General features: G+C 60.3%; 15 protein-coding genes. 1 reads left to right on the forward strand and 14 read right to left on the reverse strand.

Annotation, left to right across the window (positions count from 1 at the left end):
* Positions 1 to 106: 106 nt before the first annotated feature.
* The 11 genes from HBN79_RS09010 to HBN79_RS09060 all read right to left on the reverse strand — a co-directional run bounded on the left by HBN79_RS09010 (position 107) and on the right by HBN79_RS09060 (position 15,840).
* Positions 107 to 1,714 (reverse strand): ABC transporter ATP-binding protein, encoded by a 1,608-nt coding sequence (locus tag HBN79_RS09010; protein ID WP_138738307.1) that lies wholly within the window; start codon positions 1,712 to 1,714, stop codon positions 107 to 109.
* Between the two features lie 8 nt (positions 1,715 to 1,722).
* Complete coding sequence (locus tag HBN79_RS09015) at positions 1,723 to 2,745, reverse strand: ABC transporter permease (RefSeq protein WP_169916575.1); 1,023 nt, start codon at positions 2,743 to 2,745, stop codon at positions 1,723 to 1,725.
* The gene (gene yejB / locus HBN79_RS09020; protein WP_095002844.1) at positions 2,745 to 3,815 is read right to left on the reverse strand and encodes a microcin C ABC transporter permease YejB; all 1,071 of its coding nucleotides are present in this window, start codon (positions 3,813 to 3,815) and stop codon (positions 2,745 to 2,747) included. Before yejB ends, HBN79_RS09015 begins: the two co-directional genes overlap by 1 nt.
* A gap of 1 nt (position 3,816) precedes the next feature.
* Positions 3,817 to 5,694, reverse strand: coding sequence for an extracellular solute-binding protein (locus HBN79_RS09025; protein WP_169916576.1), 1,878 nt, complete (start codon positions 5,692 to 5,694; stop codon positions 3,817 to 3,819).
* 136 nt (positions 5,695 to 5,830) lie between these two features.
* On the reverse strand, positions 5,831 to 8,659 hold the full coding sequence (locus HBN79_RS09030) for a TonB-dependent receptor (protein WP_169916577.1): 2,829 nt from the start codon (positions 8,657 to 8,659) through the stop codon (positions 5,831 to 5,833).
* 118 nt (positions 8,660 to 8,777) lie between these two features.
* Complete coding sequence (locus HBN79_RS09035; RefSeq protein WP_016780647.1) at positions 8,778 to 9,179, reverse strand: biopolymer transporter ExbD; 402 nt, start codon at positions 9,177 to 9,179, stop codon at positions 8,778 to 8,780.
* Positions 9,179 to 9,883, reverse strand: coding sequence for a MotA/TolQ/ExbB proton channel family protein (locus tag HBN79_RS09040; protein ID WP_095002841.1), 705 nt, complete (start codon positions 9,881 to 9,883; stop codon positions 9,179 to 9,181). The genes HBN79_RS09035 and HBN79_RS09040 overlap by 1 nt, the downstream gene beginning before the upstream one ends.
* A 53-nt stretch (positions 9,884 to 9,936) precedes the next feature.
* On the reverse strand, positions 9,937 to 10,746 hold the full coding sequence (locus HBN79_RS09045) for an energy transducer TonB (RefSeq protein ID WP_095002840.1): 810 nt from the start codon (positions 10,744 to 10,746) through the stop codon (positions 9,937 to 9,939).
* 669 nt (positions 10,747 to 11,415) lie between these two features.
* A complete protein-coding gene (locus HBN79_RS09050; RefSeq protein WP_095039033.1) occupies positions 11,416 to 13,239 on the reverse strand; it encodes an ABC transporter ATP-binding protein in 1,824 nt (607 codons plus the stop codon).
* Between the two features lie 551 nt (positions 13,240 to 13,790).
* On the reverse strand, positions 13,791 to 15,179 hold the full coding sequence (locus HBN79_RS09055; RefSeq protein WP_169916578.1) for a HAMP domain-containing sensor histidine kinase: 1,389 nt from the start codon (positions 15,177 to 15,179) through the stop codon (positions 13,791 to 13,793).
* Positions 15,157 to 15,840: a response regulator transcription factor gene (locus HBN79_RS09060; RefSeq protein WP_016780653.1), complete on the reverse strand. Its 684-nt coding sequence runs from the start codon at positions 15,838 to 15,840 to the stop codon at positions 15,157 to 15,159. The genes HBN79_RS09055 and HBN79_RS09060 overlap by 23 nt, the downstream gene beginning before the upstream one ends.
* A 210-nt stretch (positions 15,841 to 16,050) precedes the next feature.
* Between HBN79_RS09060 and HBN79_RS09065 the strand changes: the two genes are divergently transcribed.
* Positions 16,051 to 17,406, forward strand: coding sequence for an MATE family efflux transporter (locus HBN79_RS09065; RefSeq protein ID WP_169916579.1), 1,356 nt, complete (start codon positions 16,051 to 16,053; stop codon positions 17,404 to 17,406).
* Positions 17,407 to 17,489: 83 nt separating this feature from the next.
* On the opposite strand, the gene HBN79_RS09070 is transcribed toward HBN79_RS09065, so the two are convergent.
* Genes HBN79_RS09070 through ddpC form a run of 3 tightly spaced genes read right to left on the reverse strand, consistent with a single transcriptional unit; the run spans position 17,490 to position 20,334 of the window.
* Positions 17,490 to 18,461, reverse strand: coding sequence for an ABC transporter ATP-binding protein (locus HBN79_RS09070; RefSeq protein WP_095002836.1), 972 nt, complete (start codon positions 18,459 to 18,461; stop codon positions 17,490 to 17,492).
* The gene (locus tag HBN79_RS09075) at positions 18,458 to 19,450 is read right to left on the reverse strand and encodes an ABC transporter ATP-binding protein (RefSeq protein WP_095002835.1); all 993 of its coding nucleotides are present in this window, start codon (positions 19,448 to 19,450) and stop codon (positions 18,458 to 18,460) included. The genes HBN79_RS09070 and HBN79_RS09075 overlap by 4 nt, the downstream gene beginning before the upstream one ends.
* Positions 19,451 to 19,452: 2 nt before the next feature.
* On the reverse strand, positions 19,453 to 20,334 hold the full coding sequence (ddpC, locus tag HBN79_RS09080) for a D,D-dipeptide ABC transporter permease (RefSeq protein ID WP_095002834.1): 882 nt from the start codon (positions 20,332 to 20,334) through the stop codon (positions 19,453 to 19,455).
* Position 20,335: the final 1 nt, after the last annotated feature.

The raw sequence follows: 20,335 nt of genomic DNA on the forward strand, positions 1-20,335 counted from the left end.
TGCGCAGCAGTCGCAAAATCTGATACCGCGGAGTGCCAGTTGAGTCCGCTGCCCAGGTTTTACGGCCGCTGCGCAGCCGATCGCAGCCTGCGTTCCTCGTCAGCGGCTACACCGCATCGGCAAGCGCAGTTTTCCGCATCTTCAAGCTGCTGGCCTGCAGCAGTTCCCGGGTATAGGGGTGTTGCGGGTTGTCGAAGATGGACTGCGCATCCCCTTGTTCCACCACCTTGCCGTCCTTGATCACGATCATGTCGTGGGCCAGGGCATGCACCACCGCCAGGTCGTGGCTGATAAACAGGTAGGTCAGGCCATGCCGGGCCTGCAGGTCGCGCAGCAGGTCGACCACCTGTTTTTGCACCGTGCGGTCCAGGGCCGAGGTGGGTTCGTCGAGCAGTATCAGCTCCGGTTCCATGACCAGCGCCCTGGCAATGGAGATGCGCTGGCGCTGCCCGCCCGAGAACTCATGGGGGTAGCGATGACGGCTTTGCGGGTCCAGGCCCACTTCCTGCAAGACCCGGATCACCGCTGCCTCGCGTTCTTGCTCAGTGCCAATGTCATGGGCCAGCAAGCCTTCGCTGATGATCTGCTGCACCGACATGCGCGGGCTCAGGCTGCCAAACGGGTCCTGGAACACCACCTGCATTTGCCGGCGCAACGGGCGCAACAGGTTCTGGCTGAGGATGTTCAGTTGTTTATTACCGAAGCGGATTTCGCCCTCTGAGTCCACCAGCCGCAAAATAGCCTGGCCAAGGGTCGATTTGCCCGAGCCGGACTCGCCGACGATGCCCAGGGTGCGGCCTTTTTTCAGTTCAAAACTGACCCCATCCACCGCCTTGATAAAGTGTCGCTCGCGACTGAACAGCGGTTTGGGCAGGGGGAACCAGACTTTCAGGTTGTCCACTTGCAGCAGGTTGTGACGGTGCTCTCCCGGTACCGGTCGGCCACTGGGCTCGGCCTCGATCAGCATGCGGCTGTAGGGGTGCTTCGGCTCGTTGAACAGGGCCTCGCAACTGGCCTGCTCGACAATCTCGCCACCGCGCATCACGCACACGCGCTGGGCAATCTTGCGCACCAGATTGAGGTCGTGGCTGATCAGCAGCAACGACATGCCCAGGCGCTGTTGCAGGTCGATCAGCAGTTCGAGGATTTTTTGCTGCACCGTCACGTCCAGCGCCGTGGTCGGCTCATCGGCGATCAGCAGTTCCGGCTCATTGGCCAGGGCCATGGCGATCATCACCCGCTGGCGCTGCCCGCCAGACAGTTGGTGCGGATAGGCATTGAGGCGCTTGGCCGGTTCGCGGATGCCCACCAGTTCCAGCAGCTCCAGGGTGCGTTGCCGCGCAGCGCGGGTTTTCAGGCCCTTGTGGGTGATAAGGATTTCACTGATCTGTTTTTGCACGGTGTGCAGCGGATTGAGCGAGGTCATCGGCTCCTGGAAGATCATCGCAATGCGGTTGCCGCGCAAGCTGCGCAACTGGGCTTCGCTGGCATGCACCAGATCGACGCCGTCGTAGCGGATACTGCCTTGGGTCTCGACAGCCTTGCCGGGCAGCAGGCGCAGGATCGAGTGCGCGGTCACCGATTTTCCCGAGCCCGACTCGCCCACCAGCGCCATACACTCGCCACGGCGGATATCGAGGTTGATGCCGTGAACCACTTCTGCCCCGGCAAAGCTCACGCGCAAGTCGCGGATTTCTATCAGTGTGTTGGTCATGTCAATTCTCAGGTCCGGGGATCGAAGGCGTCGCGGCAGGCTTCGCCGATAAACACCAGTAGCGACAGGATCAGCGCCAGCGCACAGAACGCGGTCAGGCCCAGCCACGGCGCCTGCAGATTGTGTTTGGCCTGGCCGATCAGTTCGCCCAGGGATGCGCTGCCCGGGGGCATGCCAAAGCCGAGAAAGTCCAGGGCGGTGAGGGTGGCAATGGCACCGGTCAGGATAAACGGCAGGTAGGTCAGGGTGGAGGTCATGGCGTTGGGCAGGATATGCCGGCGCATCAGTGCGCCGTCAGTCAGGCCCAGGGCCCGCGCAGCCTTGACGTACTCCAGGCTGCGCCCGCGCAAGAACTCGGCGCGCACCACATCCACCAGGGCCAGCCAGCTGAACAGCGCCATGATGCCCAGCAGCCACCAGAAACTCGGAGCGACAAAGCCGGACAAAATGATCAGCAGGTACAGCACCGGTAACCCGGCCCAGATTTCCTGCACGCGCTGGCCAAGCAGGTCGACCAGGCCTCCATAGAAGCCTTGCAGGGCACCGGCGGTAATGCCCACCAGGGTGCTGATGGCGGTCAGGATCAAGGCAAAGAGGATGGAAATCCGTGCGCCGAAGATCACGCGGGCCAGTACATCCCGGGCCTGATCGTCAGTGCCCAGCCAGTTGGTGGCGCTCGGCGGGCTGGGTGAGGGCTCCTGGAGGTCGTAGTTGACGGTGTCGTAGCTGAACGGAATCGGCGCGAAGAGCATCCAGCCGCCCTGATCGGCAATCAGCTTGCGTACGTAGTCGCTGCGGTAGTCGGGTTCAAAGGGCAACTCGCCGCCGAAATCGGTTTCGAGGTGACTGCTGACAATCGGAAAGTACCAGCTGTCCTTGTAGTGAATCGCCAGGGGCTTGTCGTTGGCAATCAGTTCACCGCCCAGACATACCACGAACAGCCCGATAAAAATCCACAGTGACCACCAGCCACGGCGGTTGGCCTTGAAATGTTTGAGGCGGCGACGGCCAAGAGGAGAGAGGTTGAACATCAGGCAGTCCTCGCCGAGAAATCAATACGGGGATCGAGCAGGGTGTAGCACAGGTCGCCGATCAGCTTGATCAGCAGGCCGAACAGGGTGAACAGAAACAGGGTGCCAAACACCACCGGGTAGTCCCGTGATACCGCCGCTTCGTAGCTCATGCGGCCGATGCCGTCGAGGTTGAAGATGGTTTCAATCAGCAGGGAGCCAGCAAAGAACACCTCGATCAACGCCTGGGGAATCCCGGCTACCACCAGCAGCATGGCGTTGCGCATCACATGGCCGTAAAGCACGCGGCGCTCGGTCAGGCCTTTGGCCCGCGCGGTAACCACATACTGTCGGCTGATTTCGTTGAGAAAGCTGTTTTTGGTGAGGATGGTCAGGGTGGCAAAACCGCCGATCACCAGCGCCGACACGGGCAGTACCATATGCCACAGATAATCGCCGATCTTGCCGAAGAAACTCAGGCTGTCGAAGTTGTCCGAGACGATGCCCTGCACCGGGAACCAGCTGACATAACTGCCGCCGGCAAACACCACGATCAACAGAATGGCGAACAGAAAGGCGGGCATGGCGTAGCCGATGATGATCGCCGTGCTGGTCCATACATCGAAGGCGCTGCCGTTGTGTATGGCCTTGCGGATGCCCAGCGGAATGGAAATCAGGTAGGTGATCAGCGTCGCCCACAGGCCCAGCGAGATGGATACCGGCAGTTTCTCCACGATCAGGTCAGTGACCTTGGCCCCGCGAAAGAAACTGCTGCCGAAGTCCAGTTGCGCGTAGTTCTTGAGCATCAGCCAGAGACGCTCGTGCATGGGTTTGTCGAAGCCGTAATGCTTGGTGATTTCTTCGATCAATGCCGGGTCAAGGCCGCGACTGCTACGGCTGGCCCCGCCGGCGGCCGCGGCCATTTCGCCACCGCCGCCGCCGACCGCAGCGCCACCGAAGCCCTGCAGGCGGGCAATGGCCTGATCCACCGGACCACCGGGGGCGGCCTGCACGATCATAAAATTGACCACCAGAATGCACAGCAGGGTGGGGATGATGAGTAACAGGCGACGGCTGATGTAATGCAGCATCTCAATGACCCTCCGGCTGTGCGTTGGCCTGGCCATACGCAGCATTGGTTAATGGGGTTTTGCTGACTTCCCACCAGGTGTCCAGGCCTTCGTCGAATTTGGCCTCCCTGGCGGGCTGGCCGAAGCGGTTCAGGTACACCGTCGGGGTGCCGACCGAGTAGTAGTGAGGGATCATGTAGTAGTTCCACAGCAATACGCGGTCGAGGGCGCGGGTGTAATGCACCATCTCTTCGCGGCTGTTGGCCTGGACTACCCCGTCAATCAGCTTGTCGACGGCCGGGTTGCGCAGCACCATGTTGTTGGAAGCGCCCGCCTGGGTGGCGCTGCGTGAGCCAAACATGTCGTACAACTCACGGCCGGGCGAGACGATCGGATGGCCGCTGCGGGGGAACTGGCCGACCATCATGTCGTAGTCACGGGCATTGGTGCGGTTGATGTACTGCGCCGAGTCGACTTTGCGAATGTCCATGGTGATACCGATCTGCGCCAGCGTACGTTTCCAGGGCAAAACCATGCGATCGAAGCCGCTGGGGCTGTCGAGAAAGGTGAAGCGCAGCGGTTCGCCCTTGGCGTTGACCAGCAGGTTGTCTTTGGGTGTCCAGCCGGCTTCCTTGAGCAGCGCCAGGGCTTGCAGTTGTTTGTCGCGGATATAACCGCTGCCATCGGTTTTCGGCGCCTGGTACACCTGGGTGAACACTTCATCGGGGATCTGCCCGCGCAAGGGTTCGAGAATCTCCAGTTCACGGGCGTCGGGCAGTGCCGTGGCGGACATTTCGCTTTTCGGGAAGTAGCTCTGCGCGCGGACATAGAAGTTGCGCATCATCTGCTTGTTGGTCCATTCAAAATCCCACAGCAGGCTCAGCGCCTCGCGTACCCGGCGATCCTGGAAAAACGGGTTTTGCAGGTTGAAGGTAAACCCCTGGCCGGCACTGGGTTTTTCCTTGGCGAACACGCCTTTTTGCAGGCGCCCGTCGCTGAGCACCGGGCTGGCGTAGCCGATGCTGAAACCGGTGGCGGAGAACTCGCGGTTGTAATCGAATGCCCCGGCCTTGAGCATCTCGCGGGCCACGTCGATGTCACTGTAAAACATCACTTTCAAGCTATCGAAGTTGTACAGGCCCTTGCTGACGGGCAAGTCTTTGGCCCACCAGTTTTTGTTGCGCGCAAAGGTGACACTGCGCCCCGGGTCAACCCCGGAGACCGAATACGGACCGCTGCCCAGCGGTGGCTCGTAGCCGCCACCGGCGGTAAAGTCGCGGGTCTTCCACCAGTGTTCCGGGAGGATATGCAGACTGGCCAGATCCAGCGCCAGGGTGCGGTTCTGGTTGTTCTTGAAGTCGAAACGAATCTGCAGCGGGCCTTCGATGACCCTGTCCTTGACCTCGCCGTAGAGCATGCGATAGCTCAGGCTGCCTTTGGTCATCAGCGTGTCGTAGGTAAAGGCCACGTCTTGGGCGGTGATCGGCGTGTCGTCAGCGAAACGGGCCTTGGGGTTCAGGTAGAAACGCACCCACAGGCCGTCGGGTTCGCGCTCGATCTTCTGCGCGACAAGCCCGTAAACCGTATAGGGCTCGTCCAGCGAGCGGAAGGCCAGGGGGGCATTCACCCATTGATCGACCTGGGCGACACCGGTGCCCTGGTCGATATAGGGCGACAGGTAGGTGAACTGACCGATTTCCATCGATGTTCGACTGAGCGAACCGCCCTTGGGCGCGTTCGGGTTTACAAAATCGAAGTGCTGGAAGTCGGCCGGGTATTTGGGCGCTTCGCCATACACCGTCAGGGCATGGCCGGGCGCGGCGTTGACGCTCAGGCACACGCAGGACAGCACGGGCACCAGCAGCGAACGGAGCAGGGGCAGGAAAAATGCAGACATCATTGGGCTTCCTTGTACCGCGTGTTGAACCATCGACTGCCTGGAAAAATCCCCGCCGCATTGCGCGTTAAAATGCGGCGGGGTCGCGATTTCGCAGTTAACCCGCTACCAGCCGGAGTGAGCCGGCAGCGGTGGTTGCTCAGAAGTGATAGGTGGCACGGGCGAAGAACGTACGGCCCATCGGATCGGCATAACGCGGATCGAAGCCATTCTGGAAGTTGTAGGCCTGGTTGGAGAACGGCGGGTTACGGTCGAACATGTTCTTGATCCCCGCATCCAGGTCCACGGTCTTATTGAAAGTGTAGCCACCGGAGATATCCCACAAGGTATAAGACGCTACACGGGAGTGGGTGTCCGGATCGGCGTCGTCATAGCCGCTGGTGAAGCGGTTGACCAGCGAGGCCCGGTAGGCGCCCAGGTTCCAGGTGCCGCTCAACACGTGTTTCCAGCGCGCGACCATGCCGTCATCCTTGAACGCGCCCACTTTGTCGGTGTAGCTGCCGCCAATGGTGGTCTGGTAGTCATAGCGCGACACATAGGTGCCTTGCAGGCCAAGGCCGAACTGGCCGTAGGGAGTGTTGGGGAACTTGTAGTCCAGCGACACGTCAACACCGCTGGTCTTGACAGCACCCAGGTTGGCGAGGCCGGTCTGTACATAGTTGAGCGAACCGTCGGCATTGCGCACATAGCGGTCGGCATAGGCGTTCGGATCGTCAAAGACGGTGGATTCCGGGAACTCGGCAATCTGGTTGGCGATGTGGATCCACCAGAAATCCAGGCCCATCGACAGATTGCGCACCGGTTGGTAGACAAAACCGACGGTCACGTTGCGGGCTTTTTCAGGGGACAGTTCAGTGTTGCCGCCGGTGCGGTTATGGAACTGCTGGCCGCAATCGCGCCCGGCGTTGCCCCCCGGTTGCACTACGCCACCGGTGCACAGGCGCGGATCGTTGTAGTAGCCCTGGGTGTAAGTGGTGTACTGCGGGTTGTACAGCTCGTACAGCGACGGTGCGCGGAAGCCCTCACTGTAGGCACCGCGAACCACCAGCTCCTTGACCGGCTGGTAGCGGAACGAGTATTTCGGGTTGGTGGTGCTGCCAAAGTCGCTGTACTTGTCGTGACGCACGGCGGCTGACAGTTCGAGGCTGTCGAGTACGGGCACGTTCAGCTCGGTGTACACCGCCTTGACGTTACGGTCACCCGAGACACTGGCGTCGGGGTCGGCCCCGAGGCTGGAAATATCCGCGACAAAACCATCGAAGGTCTGGTGGAACTTCTCCTGACGATATTCACCGCCGATCGCCAGGCCCGACGGGCCTGCGCCGAACCAGTCGCCGATCTCACGGCTCATGCGCCCGTCGATACCGGTGACCCGGCCCACCGAGGACATGTACTGGCCATGGTATTGGTGATCGTCGATATAGGCCTGCCCGGCAGGTGTTTGCGGGCCAAACGGGTTGATGATGCCATCAGCAATGCCGTTGAGCATGGCCGCGTCGCTGGCGTAACCGCCAGTCACACTGGAGTTCACCTGATTCTGGTTGTACGAGGCACCGACATTGTAATCCCAGCCCTTGGCCACACCATCGAAGCTCAATACCAGGCGCTGGCTGGTATTCTGGTCTTTGCTCTGGCGGCCACCGGCAGCGGTTTCACGCCAGTTCAGGCCGATCGGTTGCGAGGGATCGAAGGATGGATCGCTGGTGCCCGGGGTTATGCCGTTGCCCGGGTAGTAAGGCGAACTCGGGTCCATGCTGGCGCCAATCAGTGGTGCGGGGGCAACACCCACGGCATTGTTGTTACGGGCCCAGAAATACTCCAGGTTGACGTTGTCGTCATCGGTGATCTTGCCGGTCGCTTTGCCGAAAAAGGAGGTCTTCTCGGTTTCAGGCAGCAGGTCGATATAGTTGCGCGTGTCATAGCGGCATAGCCCCTGGCGCAGGACCAGGTTTGCCCCGTTGCAACCATTGGCCGCCAGCGGGTTGGTATTGATATTGCCCTGGCTCCAGTTGGCGGGGTTGGACGTGCCGGAAGTCTGATCCAGGCCGCGGCCCGGTTCGTAGTTACTGGCGAACGTGCGGTCCTTGGCATGCAAGGCGTTTTGCTTGTTATAGCCGGCAACGGCCATGACGTTGAAACGGTCTTTTTCCAGATCGCCGTAGCCCCAGCTACCGCTGATATCGTGGCTGTCGCCACCACCACTGGCATCTGCACCTTCGCCGCCCAGTGACAGGGTGCCGTCGGTCATGGATTTTTTGGTGATGAAGTTGATCACGCCGCCAATCGCGTCAGTGCCGTACAAGGCCGATGCGCCGTCGCGCAATACCTCGACGCGGTCAATGGCGGCAAACGGGATGGTGTTCAGGTCTACCGCAGAACCGTCAATGGCGTTATTGCCCAAACGGCGGCCGTTGAGCAGCACCAGGGTCTTGTTGGCACCGATACCGCGCATGTCGGCAAAGGTCGACCCCCCGGTACCGGAACCCACGGAGCTGGCCGAGTTGCGAAGTGACTGGTTGCCCGTCACGCGCTGCATGATTTCGGCCGTGGTGGTCACGCCTTCGTTGCGCAACTGCTCGGCGCGCAGGATGGTGATCGGCACGGCGGTTTCGGCATCCACCCGGCGAATCGCCGAACCGGTCACTTCGACCCGGTCCAGTTGCGTGGTGGCCGGCGCTGCGGCGCTGTCGGTGCTGACCGTGGCCGCACTGACGGCAGCGGACGAATCATCCGTGGTGCTCACTTCGGCTGCCTGCAACTGGCCCGCGCTCATCCCCAGAGCGACCAGATACAACGGCACAAAACGGTGTCGCTGCAAGCTTGCAACGAGCGGCTTGAGGGTAAAACCTGAACTCTTCATCTGCATGGTTATTTCCGGCTTATTCAGACGTTTATTGGAATGGCCTTGTGAGCCCTCATGACTCCAGTTGGGTTGTGTCGACCCGGGCAAAACACTTTTTTCAAGCAAGCCGCTCCCCTGCAGGGGCCAAAAGCCCCTGCGCGGCGTGGGTGGTGCGTGGTTACATCAGGATCAAAAGCCCCTCACCCTGGCCTTCTCCCTATGGGAGAGGGGTGGGGTGAGGGCTTCATCTGGCGGTCATCACCGATATCTTGGTAATGCCCGAGCGTTCAATGGAGGCCATGGCCTTGGCCACCTGGCCGTAGTTGACACCTTCGTCCGCCTGCAACTGCACGCGCACTTCCGGGTCCTGGGCCTTCACGTCCTGCAGGCTTTTTTCCAGCAGTTCGGGGGCCACTTCGTTCTTGGCCAGGTAGAACTTGCCGTCCTGGTCAACGCTGACCACCACCGGGTCCTTTTTTTGCGCCGAGGCCACGGCGTCGGTCTTGGGCAGGTTGATCTTGATCGCGTTGGTCATCATCGGCGTGGTCACGATAAACACCACCAGCAGTACCAGCATCACGTCCACCAGCGGGGTGACGTTCATTTCGCTGAGTACTTCGTCACTGTCCTGGGTTGAGAAAGACATCAGCTTGCCTCCCGCACTGGGGTGCGCTTGTTGGAAATGGCCTGGCGGTCGATGGCAAAGGCGCTGCGCTGGGCGAGGGCGTCGAAGTCATGGGCAAAGTCGTCCATGTTGGCCGAGGCCAGCTTGAGGCGACGCAGGAAGAAGTTGTAAATCAGCACTGCCGGTACCGCGACCGCGATCCCCACGCCGGTGGCGATCAGGGCATGACCGATGGGCCCGGCCACGGTCTCCAGGCTGGCGGAGCCGGTTGCGCCGATGGTTTGCAGCGCTTCCATGATTCCCCACACGGTGCCGAACAGACCGATAAAGGGCGCGGTGCTGCCGATACTGGCAAGAATCGCCTGACCGCTTTCCAGGGCGCGGCGCTCTTTTTGGATCTGCTGGCGCAGGTTGCGCTCCAGACGATCGGAGCGGTTGATGGTGTGGGCCAGTTGCTGGGTGGTGCGCGGGCTGTCATCAACAATCATGGCTTCAAAACCACTGTTGGCGATGCGGGCCAGGGCACCGGGGTACTGGCTGGCGTGTTCGGCCGCCGTCAGCAGGTCAGGGGCTGCCCAGAAGGCTTTGCTGAATTGCGAGTTTTGCGCTTTCTGGCGCAGGTATTGCGATGACTTGATGAGCAGCAAGGCCCAGCTCACCACCGAAAACAGCACCAGTGCCCAGAGCACCCCGGGGACAATCATGGAAGACATAGACTCGTTCATGGTTACACCTCACACGGCGGCTAAATAAAAGTTAGTGTCGGCACCCGGCTGGGTTATTCCGGCAATTTGAAAGAGATGGTCTGGGTGGCAAATCCTTCGATGGGGGTATCCCCTCGTTTGGCCGGGACAAACTTCCAGTTGCGTACGGCTTCTACAGCCGCGTCATCGAGTGCCTGTTTACCGCTGGATTTGGTGACCTCCACCGTCCCGGCGCGCCCGTTGGGCAGTACCTTGATTCGCAGCACCACAGTGCCTTCCCAACTGCGTCGCAAGGCCAGGGATGGGTACTCGGGCGGCGGGTTGCCAAGGCTGGCGAGCCCCGATACCGCTGCGGTTTCCTTGACCGGACCCGGTGCTGCGGCAGGCGCCGCGGGTGCTGCTGGCGCAGTCGGTGCCGCCGGAGCAGCTGGCGCCGGTGGGGCGGACTTGACCGGCTGCGGTTTTTGCACCGGCTTGGGCTTGACCACCGGTTTGGGTTTTTCTATGGGCTTGGGTTTTTCCACCGGTTTTGGCGGCTCCTTCACCGCATCTTCGTCCTCGGGTGGAGCTTCGGGTTCTGGCGGCGGCGGTGGCGGTGGCGGCTCTTCCACGGGTGGCGCCGGTGGTGCCGGGCTGGTCAGTTCGACGGTCATTTCCGGAATTTCGGGCGGCGTGACCACGGGCTCGGCCTTGGCCTGCTGCATGACCCACCAGGCGCCTGCGTGCAGCAGGGCAACCAGGCCCACCAGCAACAACGCCCGCGATGTAACCAGGCCTGCGGGTGTCGAGGTGTTGGCTACATGGGGAATATGGGTCCACTGCTGTACTCGTTCGGCGTCGAGCAGCGGGGCAGACCGCGTTTTATTCTTTACCTCGTCACTCATAAAAGTCCCTCGACTAAATGAAGGGCAATAAGGCTCCGTTCGCCCTTGCACGCAGGGACGAGAACTGTTTGTTTAACGGTTGTGTAATAAGTGCAGGAAAACACTTATTACGGTGTGTCAAAAGCGGGAGGGCAAGAATGTCATGTGTATTCCTTGTGTTGAATCAAGAGGTACGGTGTCTGGAGGTTTGTAAAGTTCCGTTAAGTTAGGTAAAGCAACAGCTATGCCAACAGCGCAGGAAATGTAGGGTGATGGCGGTTTATTTAATATGGGTGTGACAGGTTTCATCCAGAGTAATAGTGCAAGGGATAATGACGGGGCATGAACTAAGGCGTCGCACAAAGTAAGGGGCTTAGTTGAATGAATGATACGGCGTCATTGTCTGACAATCAGGCAATCGCAGGCGGGTGTAATAAAAGAGTGCACCAACGTGAACAGTGACTGCCAACTAACAGTGCAGTTGTCGGGTCCTATGGCTGGCAGGCTGGGAAGCGTGTGCCATCAGGGAGCGCACCCCCTCGATGTTACCGATGGCAAATAAAAAAGCACCGGCCAGCCGAATGTCGGTGGGCAGGTGCTTATAGGCAACTATCATCAAGTAATAACGTAAAACGTACCAGGCAGTTAGTGTTGCGGAAAAGCAACTGAATAATATGGGGGGAGGGGCTGTTACGCTTTTTCCGTGACTGGCAAGTCATCTTTCAGTTCATCTTGTTCACTCAACAATCCATCGGACTGATGTTGCCAAAGTCGGTAGTACAGGCCTTTACGTTCCAGTAGTTGGTGGTGAGTGCCATCTTCGGCAATCTGCCCTTTGTCCAATACAACAATGCGATCGAGATGGGCGATAGTTGAAAGGCGATGAGCTACTACCAGTACGGTTTTGTCCGACATGATGTCGTCGAGGCTGTTCTGAATCAGACTTTCGGTTTCTGAATCAAGACTGGCGGTGGCTTCGTCCAGTATCAGGATGGGCGCGTTCTTTAACAGTGCCCGGGCAATAGCGATACGCTGGCGCTGACCACCGGACAACTTGACCCCGCGCTCACCGACCAGGGCGTCATACCCTTCGGGCATTTGCAGAATGAACTCATGGGCATGGGCGCGCTTGGCGGCCAGGATAATTTGCGCGTCACCGGCATGCACATCGCCATAGCCGATATTCTCGCGCAAGGATCGATGAAACAGTCCGGGCTCCTGGGGGATCAAGCCGATATGGGTGTGCAGCGACTGCTGGGTCATGGCCTGTATATCGATGCCGTCCACTTCAATTTTGCCACCCTGGGGATCGTACGAACGCAACAGCAAACTTAGCAACGTTGATTTGCCCGAGCCGGACAAACCGACAATACCCACCCGTTGCCCGGCCCGAATATCCAGGTTGAAGTGCTTGAAGATCGGCCTGTCGGGGCTATAGCCGAAGTTGACATCGCGAAAGCGGATGGCGCCTTTCTCGATATTGACGGGTTGGGCGCTGTGCTGATCGGGCATTTCATGGGGTTGCAGCAGGGTATCGATACTGCTCTCGATATTGCCGATGCACTCGAAAAAATGCATGAACTGCATGCTCAAAAAGCTGCATTGCGCCACGATCATCAGGCCCAGGGTGGCCACCATGACAAACTGGCCCACATCGATCTTGCCCAGATGCCACAAGTACAGCGCCAGGGCCACCAGCCCCACCCGCAACACAATGGCCAGGCTGTCCTGCAGCATGCGGACCTTTTCCTGATAGAAGAAGGAGCGTTGTCCGGCCTGTTTTTCCTCGATCTGGTAGCGGTTCAGGTAGTTGAGTTCGTAATCCTGACGGGCGAACAGACGGATGCTGTTGAGGTTGCCCACCGCATCGACAATCTTGCCGGTGGTCAGGCTGCGCGCGCTGGCATGCCTGGCGGCGAGTTTTTGTGCCTTGAGCGACAACCGATACGCCAGCCAGGTGTACGCCGCTACCCAGACCAGCAGGCCCAGGCCCAACCAGGGCGAAGCCAGGGTCAGCATGACCAGGCTGGTGACCAGCACCGCGACAATCGGCAGCATTTCCACGATCAGCAGCCAGGTGATTTCCAGCAGGCCGATGGTGCCTTCATTGATCCGGTGGGCCAGGCTACCGGCAAAGTGTTCACCGAAATAACGGGCCGAGTGACGCTGCAGATAGGCAAACATGTCGCGCACGATACGAATTTTCTGCAGGGGCCTGACCATGATCATGCACAGCGTGGCACCCCTGGCACAGAGCAATTGCACCACTGCCAGGGCGAACAGCAGGCCCAGGGCGGGCAGGCTGGCCTGCAACAGGTCGCCTTGTTGCCAGGCGCCTTCACTGACCGCGCCGGTGATGCGGCCAATGGCGTAGGGCATCAACGTGGCAGCCATCGCCGCGCCGACTTGCAGCAGCGTAATACCCCAATACCAGCGCGGATACAGGCGGATGTAATGCCATACCAGGGCCCACGGCCGATTGGGAGGAACGGTTATAGCGTCAAATTCGGACATGACATACCTGTCTTGTAAACAATGCCAAAAGAGCCGCTTCTGCCGCACTTGCTTAAAGGGCGGCCAAGCAGGGGGTACGCAGAAAAACAGGAGGTGGCTATCCGTCGCCCGTACGCACAAGGCGGGGCTTCAGAGGCTGGGCAGACTAAGTGTCAGTGCCTGGACAGGCGTTCTGGCCGCGCAGGCGCAAGGCACACAAATAGGGGGAATGCAGGGAGAGGGTTGGCGTGCACACATCAGACATCGTTGTTATTCCTTATGACAGCGGGTCATTGACGCGACTTTTGGTCGGTCTTTGCACTGAATATGGACGGCTATACCGCCCTTGTTCGCAACTGGTGCGGTTACACCCCCTGGAAGCTGTGATTCCAGAGAAAAAACTGCGAACGGCAAATAACAAGAAAAAAGTGTGCCAAGTTGTGTCTATCGAGCCAGAGGATTGTTTTTTTGCGGGAGCACCGTGGTGCCCCCCAATCGCGGGCAAGCCCGCTCCCACAGGATGTGCATCGTCCATGTGGGAGCGGGCTTGCTCGCGATTAAAGGCAACGCGGTCAGCCGGGATTGATCAGGCTCTGGCGACAATGCAGGGTCAGCCGGGCGCCGCCGTTCTCGCGGTTGTTCACCTCCAGGCTGAAGCCGTGCAGGTTGACGATGGCGGCGACGATGGACAGGCCAAGGCCAAAGCCGCTGTGCTTGTCATCAACCCGGTAAAAGCGCTGGAACACCGCCACCCGTTCGGCCTCGGGGATGCCGGGGCCGGTATCGAGCACTTCGATGAGCGGGCTGCCATTGTCGTCGGTCGCCCGCAGGATCACCTCGCCGCCGGGCGGGGTGAACTTGATCGAATTGCTCAGCAGGTTGGACAGGGCTTCGAACAACAAAGCCCGATCGCCCGTGAGGCCAGGCAAGGCCGCTGGCGTTTCGAGCGTCAACGTCACCTGACCCTCTTCAGCCAGCGGCAGGTAAAAATCGTACAGCTCCTGCAACAGAGGCAACGGGTCGAGTTGCAGGAAACCGGAACGACGCTGATGATCTTCCAGTTCCGAGATGCGCAACAAACCGCGAAAGCGTGCCATCAGGGTGTCGGTTTCGCCGATCACTTCGTCCAGCTGCAACGCCTCGGCCGAGCCCTCGACGGCTTGCTGGCGCATCCGGTACAGCTGGGCGCGCAAGCGGGTGAGCGGGGTGCGCAAATCGTGGGCAATGTTGTCGCACACACCCTTGACCTCGTGCATCAGCAGTTCGATGCGATCGAGCATGGCGTTGACGATGGCGGCCAGCATGTCCAGTTCGTCACGGCGGTTGGACAGCGGCAGACGGTAGGTCAGGTCGCCGGCGACAATTGCTTCGGCACTGGCCTGAATCGACCGGATGCGCTGCAGCGGGCGGCGGCGCAACAAATGCCAGCCGGCAATACCGGGGATGATGGTCAGCGACACACCCCAGAACAGCGCATGCAGAATAATCCGCGTTACGGCAAACAATGAGCCGTTATCGCGCACCAGCACCAGCCAGCGCCCGTCATTGGTGTGCGTGGCTACGGCATCGCAGCTGTCTTGCGGTAGATTGGGGTCGTCGGAGTCAATGCAGGTGCTCAAGGCATGGATCTGCCCGTCCAGTGGCAACCCGGCAGGGATGGTCTGGATCGGGCCGCTCAACGGCCTGTGTTGCGCATCGAACAGGCCATAGGCATCCACTGTACGCAAATCGAACGTCATGCTGGTGGCCAGCGCTTCGTCGAGTTGCTCACCCTCAAAGCGAGCAAACAGGTGTTGGCGCTGCATCAGCGAGTGTCTGGCCAGGTTGCCCAGGTAGTCCGAGACTTCGTAATACAGCACTCCCATCAGGATGCAGCTCCAGGCCACAAACAGAAAACTGTACAGCGCCAGCAGCCGGCTGCTGGAAGAACGCCAGCCCTTAGAGGGGTTCGGCAATGACATAACCCGAGCCTCGAACAGTGCGAATCAGAGGCACCTGGCCCGGCGGATCTATTTTTTTGCGCAGACGACCGATGTGCACATCGATCAGGTTGGTGCCCGGGTCGAAGTGATAGCCCCAGACTTCCTCGAAAATCATCATGCGCGAGAGGATCTGCCCGGTGTTGCGCATCAGGAATTCCAGCAACTTGTACTCGGTGGGCAGCAGGCTCAGCTGTTGTTCGCTGCGGCTGGCTTCGCGGGTAATCAGGTTGAGCTCCAGGTCGGAGACGCGCAGCGAGGTTTCGTATTTGTCGGCCGGGCTTTTGCGCCGCAGCAGTACTTCCACGCGGGCCGCCATCTCATCGCTGGCAAAGGGTTTGGTCAGGTAGTCATCGCCCCCGGCCCGCAGGCCGCGCACGCGCTCATCGACATCGGAAAGGGCGCTGATCATCAGGATCGGTGTGCTCACGCCAATGGTGCGCAAGGTGGTGACAATCGCCAGGCCGTCCAGTTCGGGAAGCATGCGGTCGAGGGTGATCAGGTCGTAGTCGCCACTGACTGCGCGCACCAGACCTTCCCGGCCATTGGCGACCCAATCGACCTCCAGGCCGTGGCTGGTCAGTTCCGCCACGATTTCTTTCGCCGTTACGGCATCGTCTTCAATGGTCAAAATACGGGTCATACCGCCACCTGATGGTCTTTTTTATCGGTGAGCACATTTTGCCTCGAAAAAGCTGAAACGTTTCTTAATATTTCTTCATGTTCAGCCAGCTGTTAGAAAAGTCAGATCTAAGGCCATTGCCCGGGGCTTTGGAGGAGGGCGGATTGGCTTCAATATTAAGTTACATATGCGGTATAACCCCACGTCGTTATTTTCCGGGACTCACTTTCCATGCAAACCCCTTCACAACGGCCGCTATGGCAGATCTACCTGATCTTCCTGGCGCCGATGGTCCTGTCCAATTTCCTGCAGAGCTTTTCCGGCACCCTCAACGGGATTTACGTTGGCCAGTTGCTGGGCACCCAGGCCTTGGCTGCGGTGTCGGGGATGTTTCCCATCGTGTTTTTCTTTATCGCCCTGGTCATCGGTCTGGGCGCCGGTGCCTCGGTGCTGATCGGACAGGCCTGGGGCGCGCGGGAAACCGCACTGGTCAAGCAGATCACCGGGGCAACCCTGACCCTTGGCGCGGTGATCGGCCTGGTTGCCGCGGTGCTGGGCAGCCTGCTGGCGCGCCCGGCCCTGCTGGCGTTGGGCACCCCGGTTGACGTGCTGGAAGAGGCCGTCGGCTATGCCCGGGTGATGATGCTGATCATGCCGTTGCTGCTGGTCTTTATCCTCTTTACCCAGATTTTGCGTGGGGTCAGCGATACGGTTTCGCCGTTGCTGGCGCTGATGGTCTCCACGGTGGTGGGGTTGCTGCTGACCCCTGCGCTGATCCTGGGCTGGGGCGGTTTGCCAACTTTGGGCATTCAAAGTGCGGCCTATGCAGGGCTGGTGGGTAACGTACTGGCAATGCTGTTTTTGGTCCTGCGCTTGCGTCATAAAAAACATGTGATGGCGCCTGACCGTGAACTGTGGGCCGCGCTGCGCCTGAACCGCGAGATCCTGGGCAAGGTGCTGCGCATCGGCTTGCCAACCGGGGTGCAGATGGTGGTGCTGTCGCTGTCCGAACTGGTGATTCTGGCGCTGGTCAACAGTCACGGTTCCCAGGCTACGGCGGCCTATGGCGCAGTGACCCAGATCGTTAATTATGTGCAGTTTCCGGCGCTGTCGATTGCCATTACCGCCTCGATCCTCGGGGCCCAGGCCATTGGTGCCGGACGCATCGAGCGTATCGGGCCGATCCTGCGCACTGGTTTGCTGATCAATCTGTGCCTGACCGGTGCCCTGGTGGTGCTCGGTTATGTGCTATCGCACTGGTTGCTGGGCCTGTTCATCACCGATGTCGAGGCGCGGGTACGGGCTGAGCACTTGCTGCATATCATGCTGTGGAGCGTGCTGGTGTTTGGCTTCCAGGCAGTGATCGGCGGGATCATGCGGGCCAGTGGCGTGGTGCTGGTGCCGATGGCGATCACGATTTTTTGCGTGCTGTGCATCGAGCTGCCAGCGGCTTATATGCTGGATGCGCACTTTGGCCTGCAAGGCGTATGGATGGCGTTCCCGGTGACCTATGTGGCCATGCTGGTGCTACAGATGGCTTATTACCGACTCGTGTGGCGGCATAAGCAGATACAACGGCTGGTTTGAGTTGTGGCCAAGCCGGATACCGGTTCTATATCCGGCGCTACCGGCATCCATGCCGGTTCGGCGAGCCTGCCCGCAAAGCGGTTTCAGCCCATAACGTGGCACCGCACCCGCTGGTGCTCGCCGCCGCGCATCACCTGTGGTTGCTTGCAGCCTTCACGGCTGGCGCTGCAACGCTCGAGAAAGAAACAGCCTTCGGGCAGTTTGCGGTTGCCCGGCAGTTCGGTGGGCGCCGCTACCTGCTCGGCCAGCAAGGGCACACCCAGGCGCGGTACCGCTTCAAACAACAGGCGCGTATAGGGATGGCGCGGTTGATCGAGCACCTGGGCGGCGTTGCCCAGTTCGACGATTTGCCCCAGATACATCACCGCCACGCGGTCGGCCATATGGCGTACCACCGATACGTTATGGGAAATCAGTATGTAGGTGAGGTTGCGCGCCTGCTGCAGTTCGGCCAGCAGGTTGAGGATTTGCGCCTGCACCGAGATATCCAGTGCAGATGTTGGCTCATCGAGAACGATAATGTCCGGGTCTGATGACAGTGCCCGGGCAATTGCGATGCGCTGACGTTGCCCGCCGGAAAACTGGTGGGCGAAACGGTCCAGATATTCCGGACGAATGCCCACTTGAGCCGCCACTTTGGCGGCAATGCTGCGCATTTGTTCGCGCGAGCGCATGCCGCGGGCGTACAGCGGTTCGGTGATGATGCGCCAGATCGGCAGGCGCGGGTTGAGCGACGATTGCGGGTCCTGGAACACGATCTGCACGTTGCTGCTGCCTTCGCCCTTGCTGCCGTTGGCCCAGCTCAGTTCGCCGCTGCTGGGTTTGAGCAGGCCCATGAGCAATTGTGCCAGGGTGCTTTTACCGCAACCCGACTCGCCGACGATGCCCAGGGTTTCACCGGCCCGTACCTGCAAGTCGATGCCATTGAGTGCGTGGGCATAGCCCCGGGGACGTCCCAGCCAGTCGTTGCTGACAGGGAAGCGCACGCGCACATCGGCAAGTTTCAGAATCTCGGGGCCGCTCTGCTTGACGGGGTAGATCAGTGCGCTGTTCATTGCGAAAGCTCCTGTTGTGGCAACCAGCACGCGGTTTTGCGTTGTTCGTCACGGTTGATGGCGGTCAGCACCGGGCGTTCACCGCACACCGGCATGGCATGCACGCAGCGTTCGGCGAACGTGCAGCCGGTGGGCAGGCGTGCCAGGTTGGGTACTTGCCCGGGGATGGTCAGCAGCGGTTGCCCCGGCTCGACCATCTCCGGCAGGCCGCTGAGCAGGCCACGGGTGTAAGGGTGTTGCGGGTGGCTCATGACATCGGCGGTGAGCCCCTGTTCCACCACCGCGCCGGTGTACATCACGTAGACCCGGTCGCAGAACTGTGACACCAGCGCCATGTCATGGGTAATCAGGAGAATGGCGGTGCCTTTTTGTCGGGCCTTTTCGCGCAGCAACAGCAGCACCTGGCGTTGCACGGTCACATCCAGCGCAGTGGTGGGTTCGTCGGCGATCAGCAGTTGTGGCTCACAAGAGAAAGCCAGGGCAATCATCACCCGCTGGCGCATGCCCCCCGACAGCTCGAAGGGGTAGCTTTCCAGCACCTGCTCGGGGCTGGCGATATGCATGTCGCGCAGCAGGGCGACAGCCTTGGCATGGGCCGCGGCAGCACTGATTTTCTGGTGGTGGATGATGACATCGAGCATTTGTCGGCCGATGCGGCGGGTCGGGTTCAGGGCGGTCATGGGCTCCTGGAAGATCATCGCCGCATCGCGGCCACGAATTTTCAGCAGGTCCTTTTCAGGGGCGCTGAGCATGTCGCGGTTGAGCATGCTCAGGCTGCCGGAGGTGATGCGATAGCTGCGTTCGGGCAGCAGGCGCATGCTCAGCATGGCGGTCACCGATTTGCCCGAGCCGGACTCGCCGACCACACCGACAATCTCGCCGGGGTTGACGTGCAGCGACACGCCGTTCAACGCCTTGACGCTGCTCTTGTAGGCCGGGAACTCAAGGCTCAGGTTGTCGATGGCCAGTACCGGTTGCGAATGAGTCATGGTCATTTCCCCTGTTGCCGCGGGTCGAGCAGATCGCGCACGCCATCGCCCAGCAAGTTGAAACCGGTGGCGGTGATCAGGATCGCCAGCCCCGGAAAGGTCGAGTACCACCAGTTGTCGAGGATGTAATTGCGCCCCGTGGCGACCATCGCGCCCCATTCCGCCGTGGGCTGTTGCGCGCCCAGGCCGATAAAGCCCAGTGCCGAAGCCATGAGAATGGCGCTACCGATGTCCAGGCTCAGTTGCACCAGCAAGGGTGGCATGGCGTTGCGCGCCACATGCCAGTGGACCATGTGCCAGCGTTGGGCACCGAAGGTTTCGGCGGCCTTCACGTAGCCCATCTGGCGAATGCCAAGGGCCTGGCCGCGGGCCAGGCGCACATAGGACGGAATCCGCACCAGGGTGATGGCCAGCATGGCGTTGAACAGGCTGGCGCCCAGTGCGGCGGCCAGGGCCATGATCAACACCAGCGACGGCACCGACAGCATGATGTCCATCAGGCGCATGGTAAGGGCATCGAAGCGTCCGCCTATTACACCGGAAAAACAGCCCAGCAGGCCGCCGATAAAGCATGAGGCAAAGGCCACGAACAGACCGACACCCACCGATTGCTGGCTGCCGTACAGTACCCGGCTGAACAGGTCGCGGCCCACTTCATCAGTGCCGAACCAGTGCTCGGCGGAAGGCGGCGCCAGGCGCTCGGCAAGGTTCAGGGTATTGGGGTCATGGCTGGCCAGCCAGGGGGCGAAAATCATGCACATCACCACCATCAGGGTGATCAGCAGGCCTGCCATGGTCAGCGGGCTACGGCGGATCTGCCAGGTCAGGTAAGTGAATTTTTCACGCCATTGCGGGCGCGGTATTGCGGTCAAAGGCACGGACATT

This window comes from Pseudomonas sp. WS 5051, assembly GCF_012985715.1.
Classification (GTDB): Bacteria; Pseudomonadota; Gammaproteobacteria; order Pseudomonadales; family Pseudomonadaceae; genus Aquipseudomonas; species Aquipseudomonas bubulae.

Bases quoted from the DNA above. Each gene is read 5' to 3' on its own strand.
- HBN79_RS09040 (WP_095002841.1), bottom strand. From the start codon at position 9,883: ATGAACGAGTCTATGTCTTCCATGATTGTCCCCGGGGTGCTCTGGGCA.
- HBN79_RS09055 (WP_169916578.1), bottom strand. From the start codon at position 15,179: ATGTCATTGCCGAACCCCTCTAAGGGCTGGCGTTCTTCCAGCAGCCGG.
- HBN79_RS09035 (WP_016780647.1), bottom strand. From the start codon at position 9,179: ATGTCTTTCTCAACCCAGGACAGTGACGAAGTACTCAGCGAAATGAAC.
- HBN79_RS09025 (WP_169916576.1), bottom strand. From the start codon at position 5,694: ATGATGTCTGCATTTTTCCTGCCCCTGCTCCGTTCGCTGCTGGTGCCC.
- HBN79_RS09060 (WP_016780653.1), bottom strand. From the start codon at position 15,840: ATGACCCGTATTTTGACCATTGAAGACGATGCCGTAACGGCGAAAGAA.
- HBN79_RS09045 (WP_095002840.1), bottom strand. From the start codon at position 10,746: ATGAGTGACGAGGTAAAGAATAAAACGCGGTCTGCCCCGCTGCTCGAC.
- yejB (WP_095002844.1), bottom strand. From the start codon at position 3,815: ATGCTGCATTACATCAGCCGTCGCCTGTTACTCATCATCCCCACCCTG.
- HBN79_RS09010 (WP_138738307.1), bottom strand. From the start codon at position 1,714: ATGACCAACACACTGATAGAAATCCGCGACTTGCGCGTGAGCTTTGCC.
- HBN79_RS09075 (WP_095002835.1), bottom strand. From the start codon at position 19,450: ATGACTCATTCGCAACCGGTACTGGCCATCGACAACCTGAGCCTTGAG.
- HBN79_RS09070 (WP_095002836.1), bottom strand. From the start codon at position 18,461: ATGAACAGCGCACTGATCTACCCCGTCAAGCAGAGCGGCCCCGAGATT.
- ddpC (WP_095002834.1), bottom strand. From the start codon at position 20,334: ATGTCCGTGCCTTTGACCGCAATACCGCGCCCGCAATGGCGTGAAAAA.
- HBN79_RS09015 (WP_169916575.1), bottom strand. From the start codon at position 2,745: ATGTTCAACCTCTCTCCTCTTGGCCGTCGCCGCCTCAAACATTTCAAG.
- HBN79_RS09050 (WP_095039033.1), bottom strand. From the start codon at position 13,239: ATGTCCGAATTTGACGCTATAACCGTTCCTCCCAATCGGCCGTGGGCC.
- HBN79_RS09065 (WP_169916579.1), top strand. From the start codon at position 16,051: ATGCAAACCCCTTCACAACGGCCGCTATGGCAGATCTACCTGATCTTC.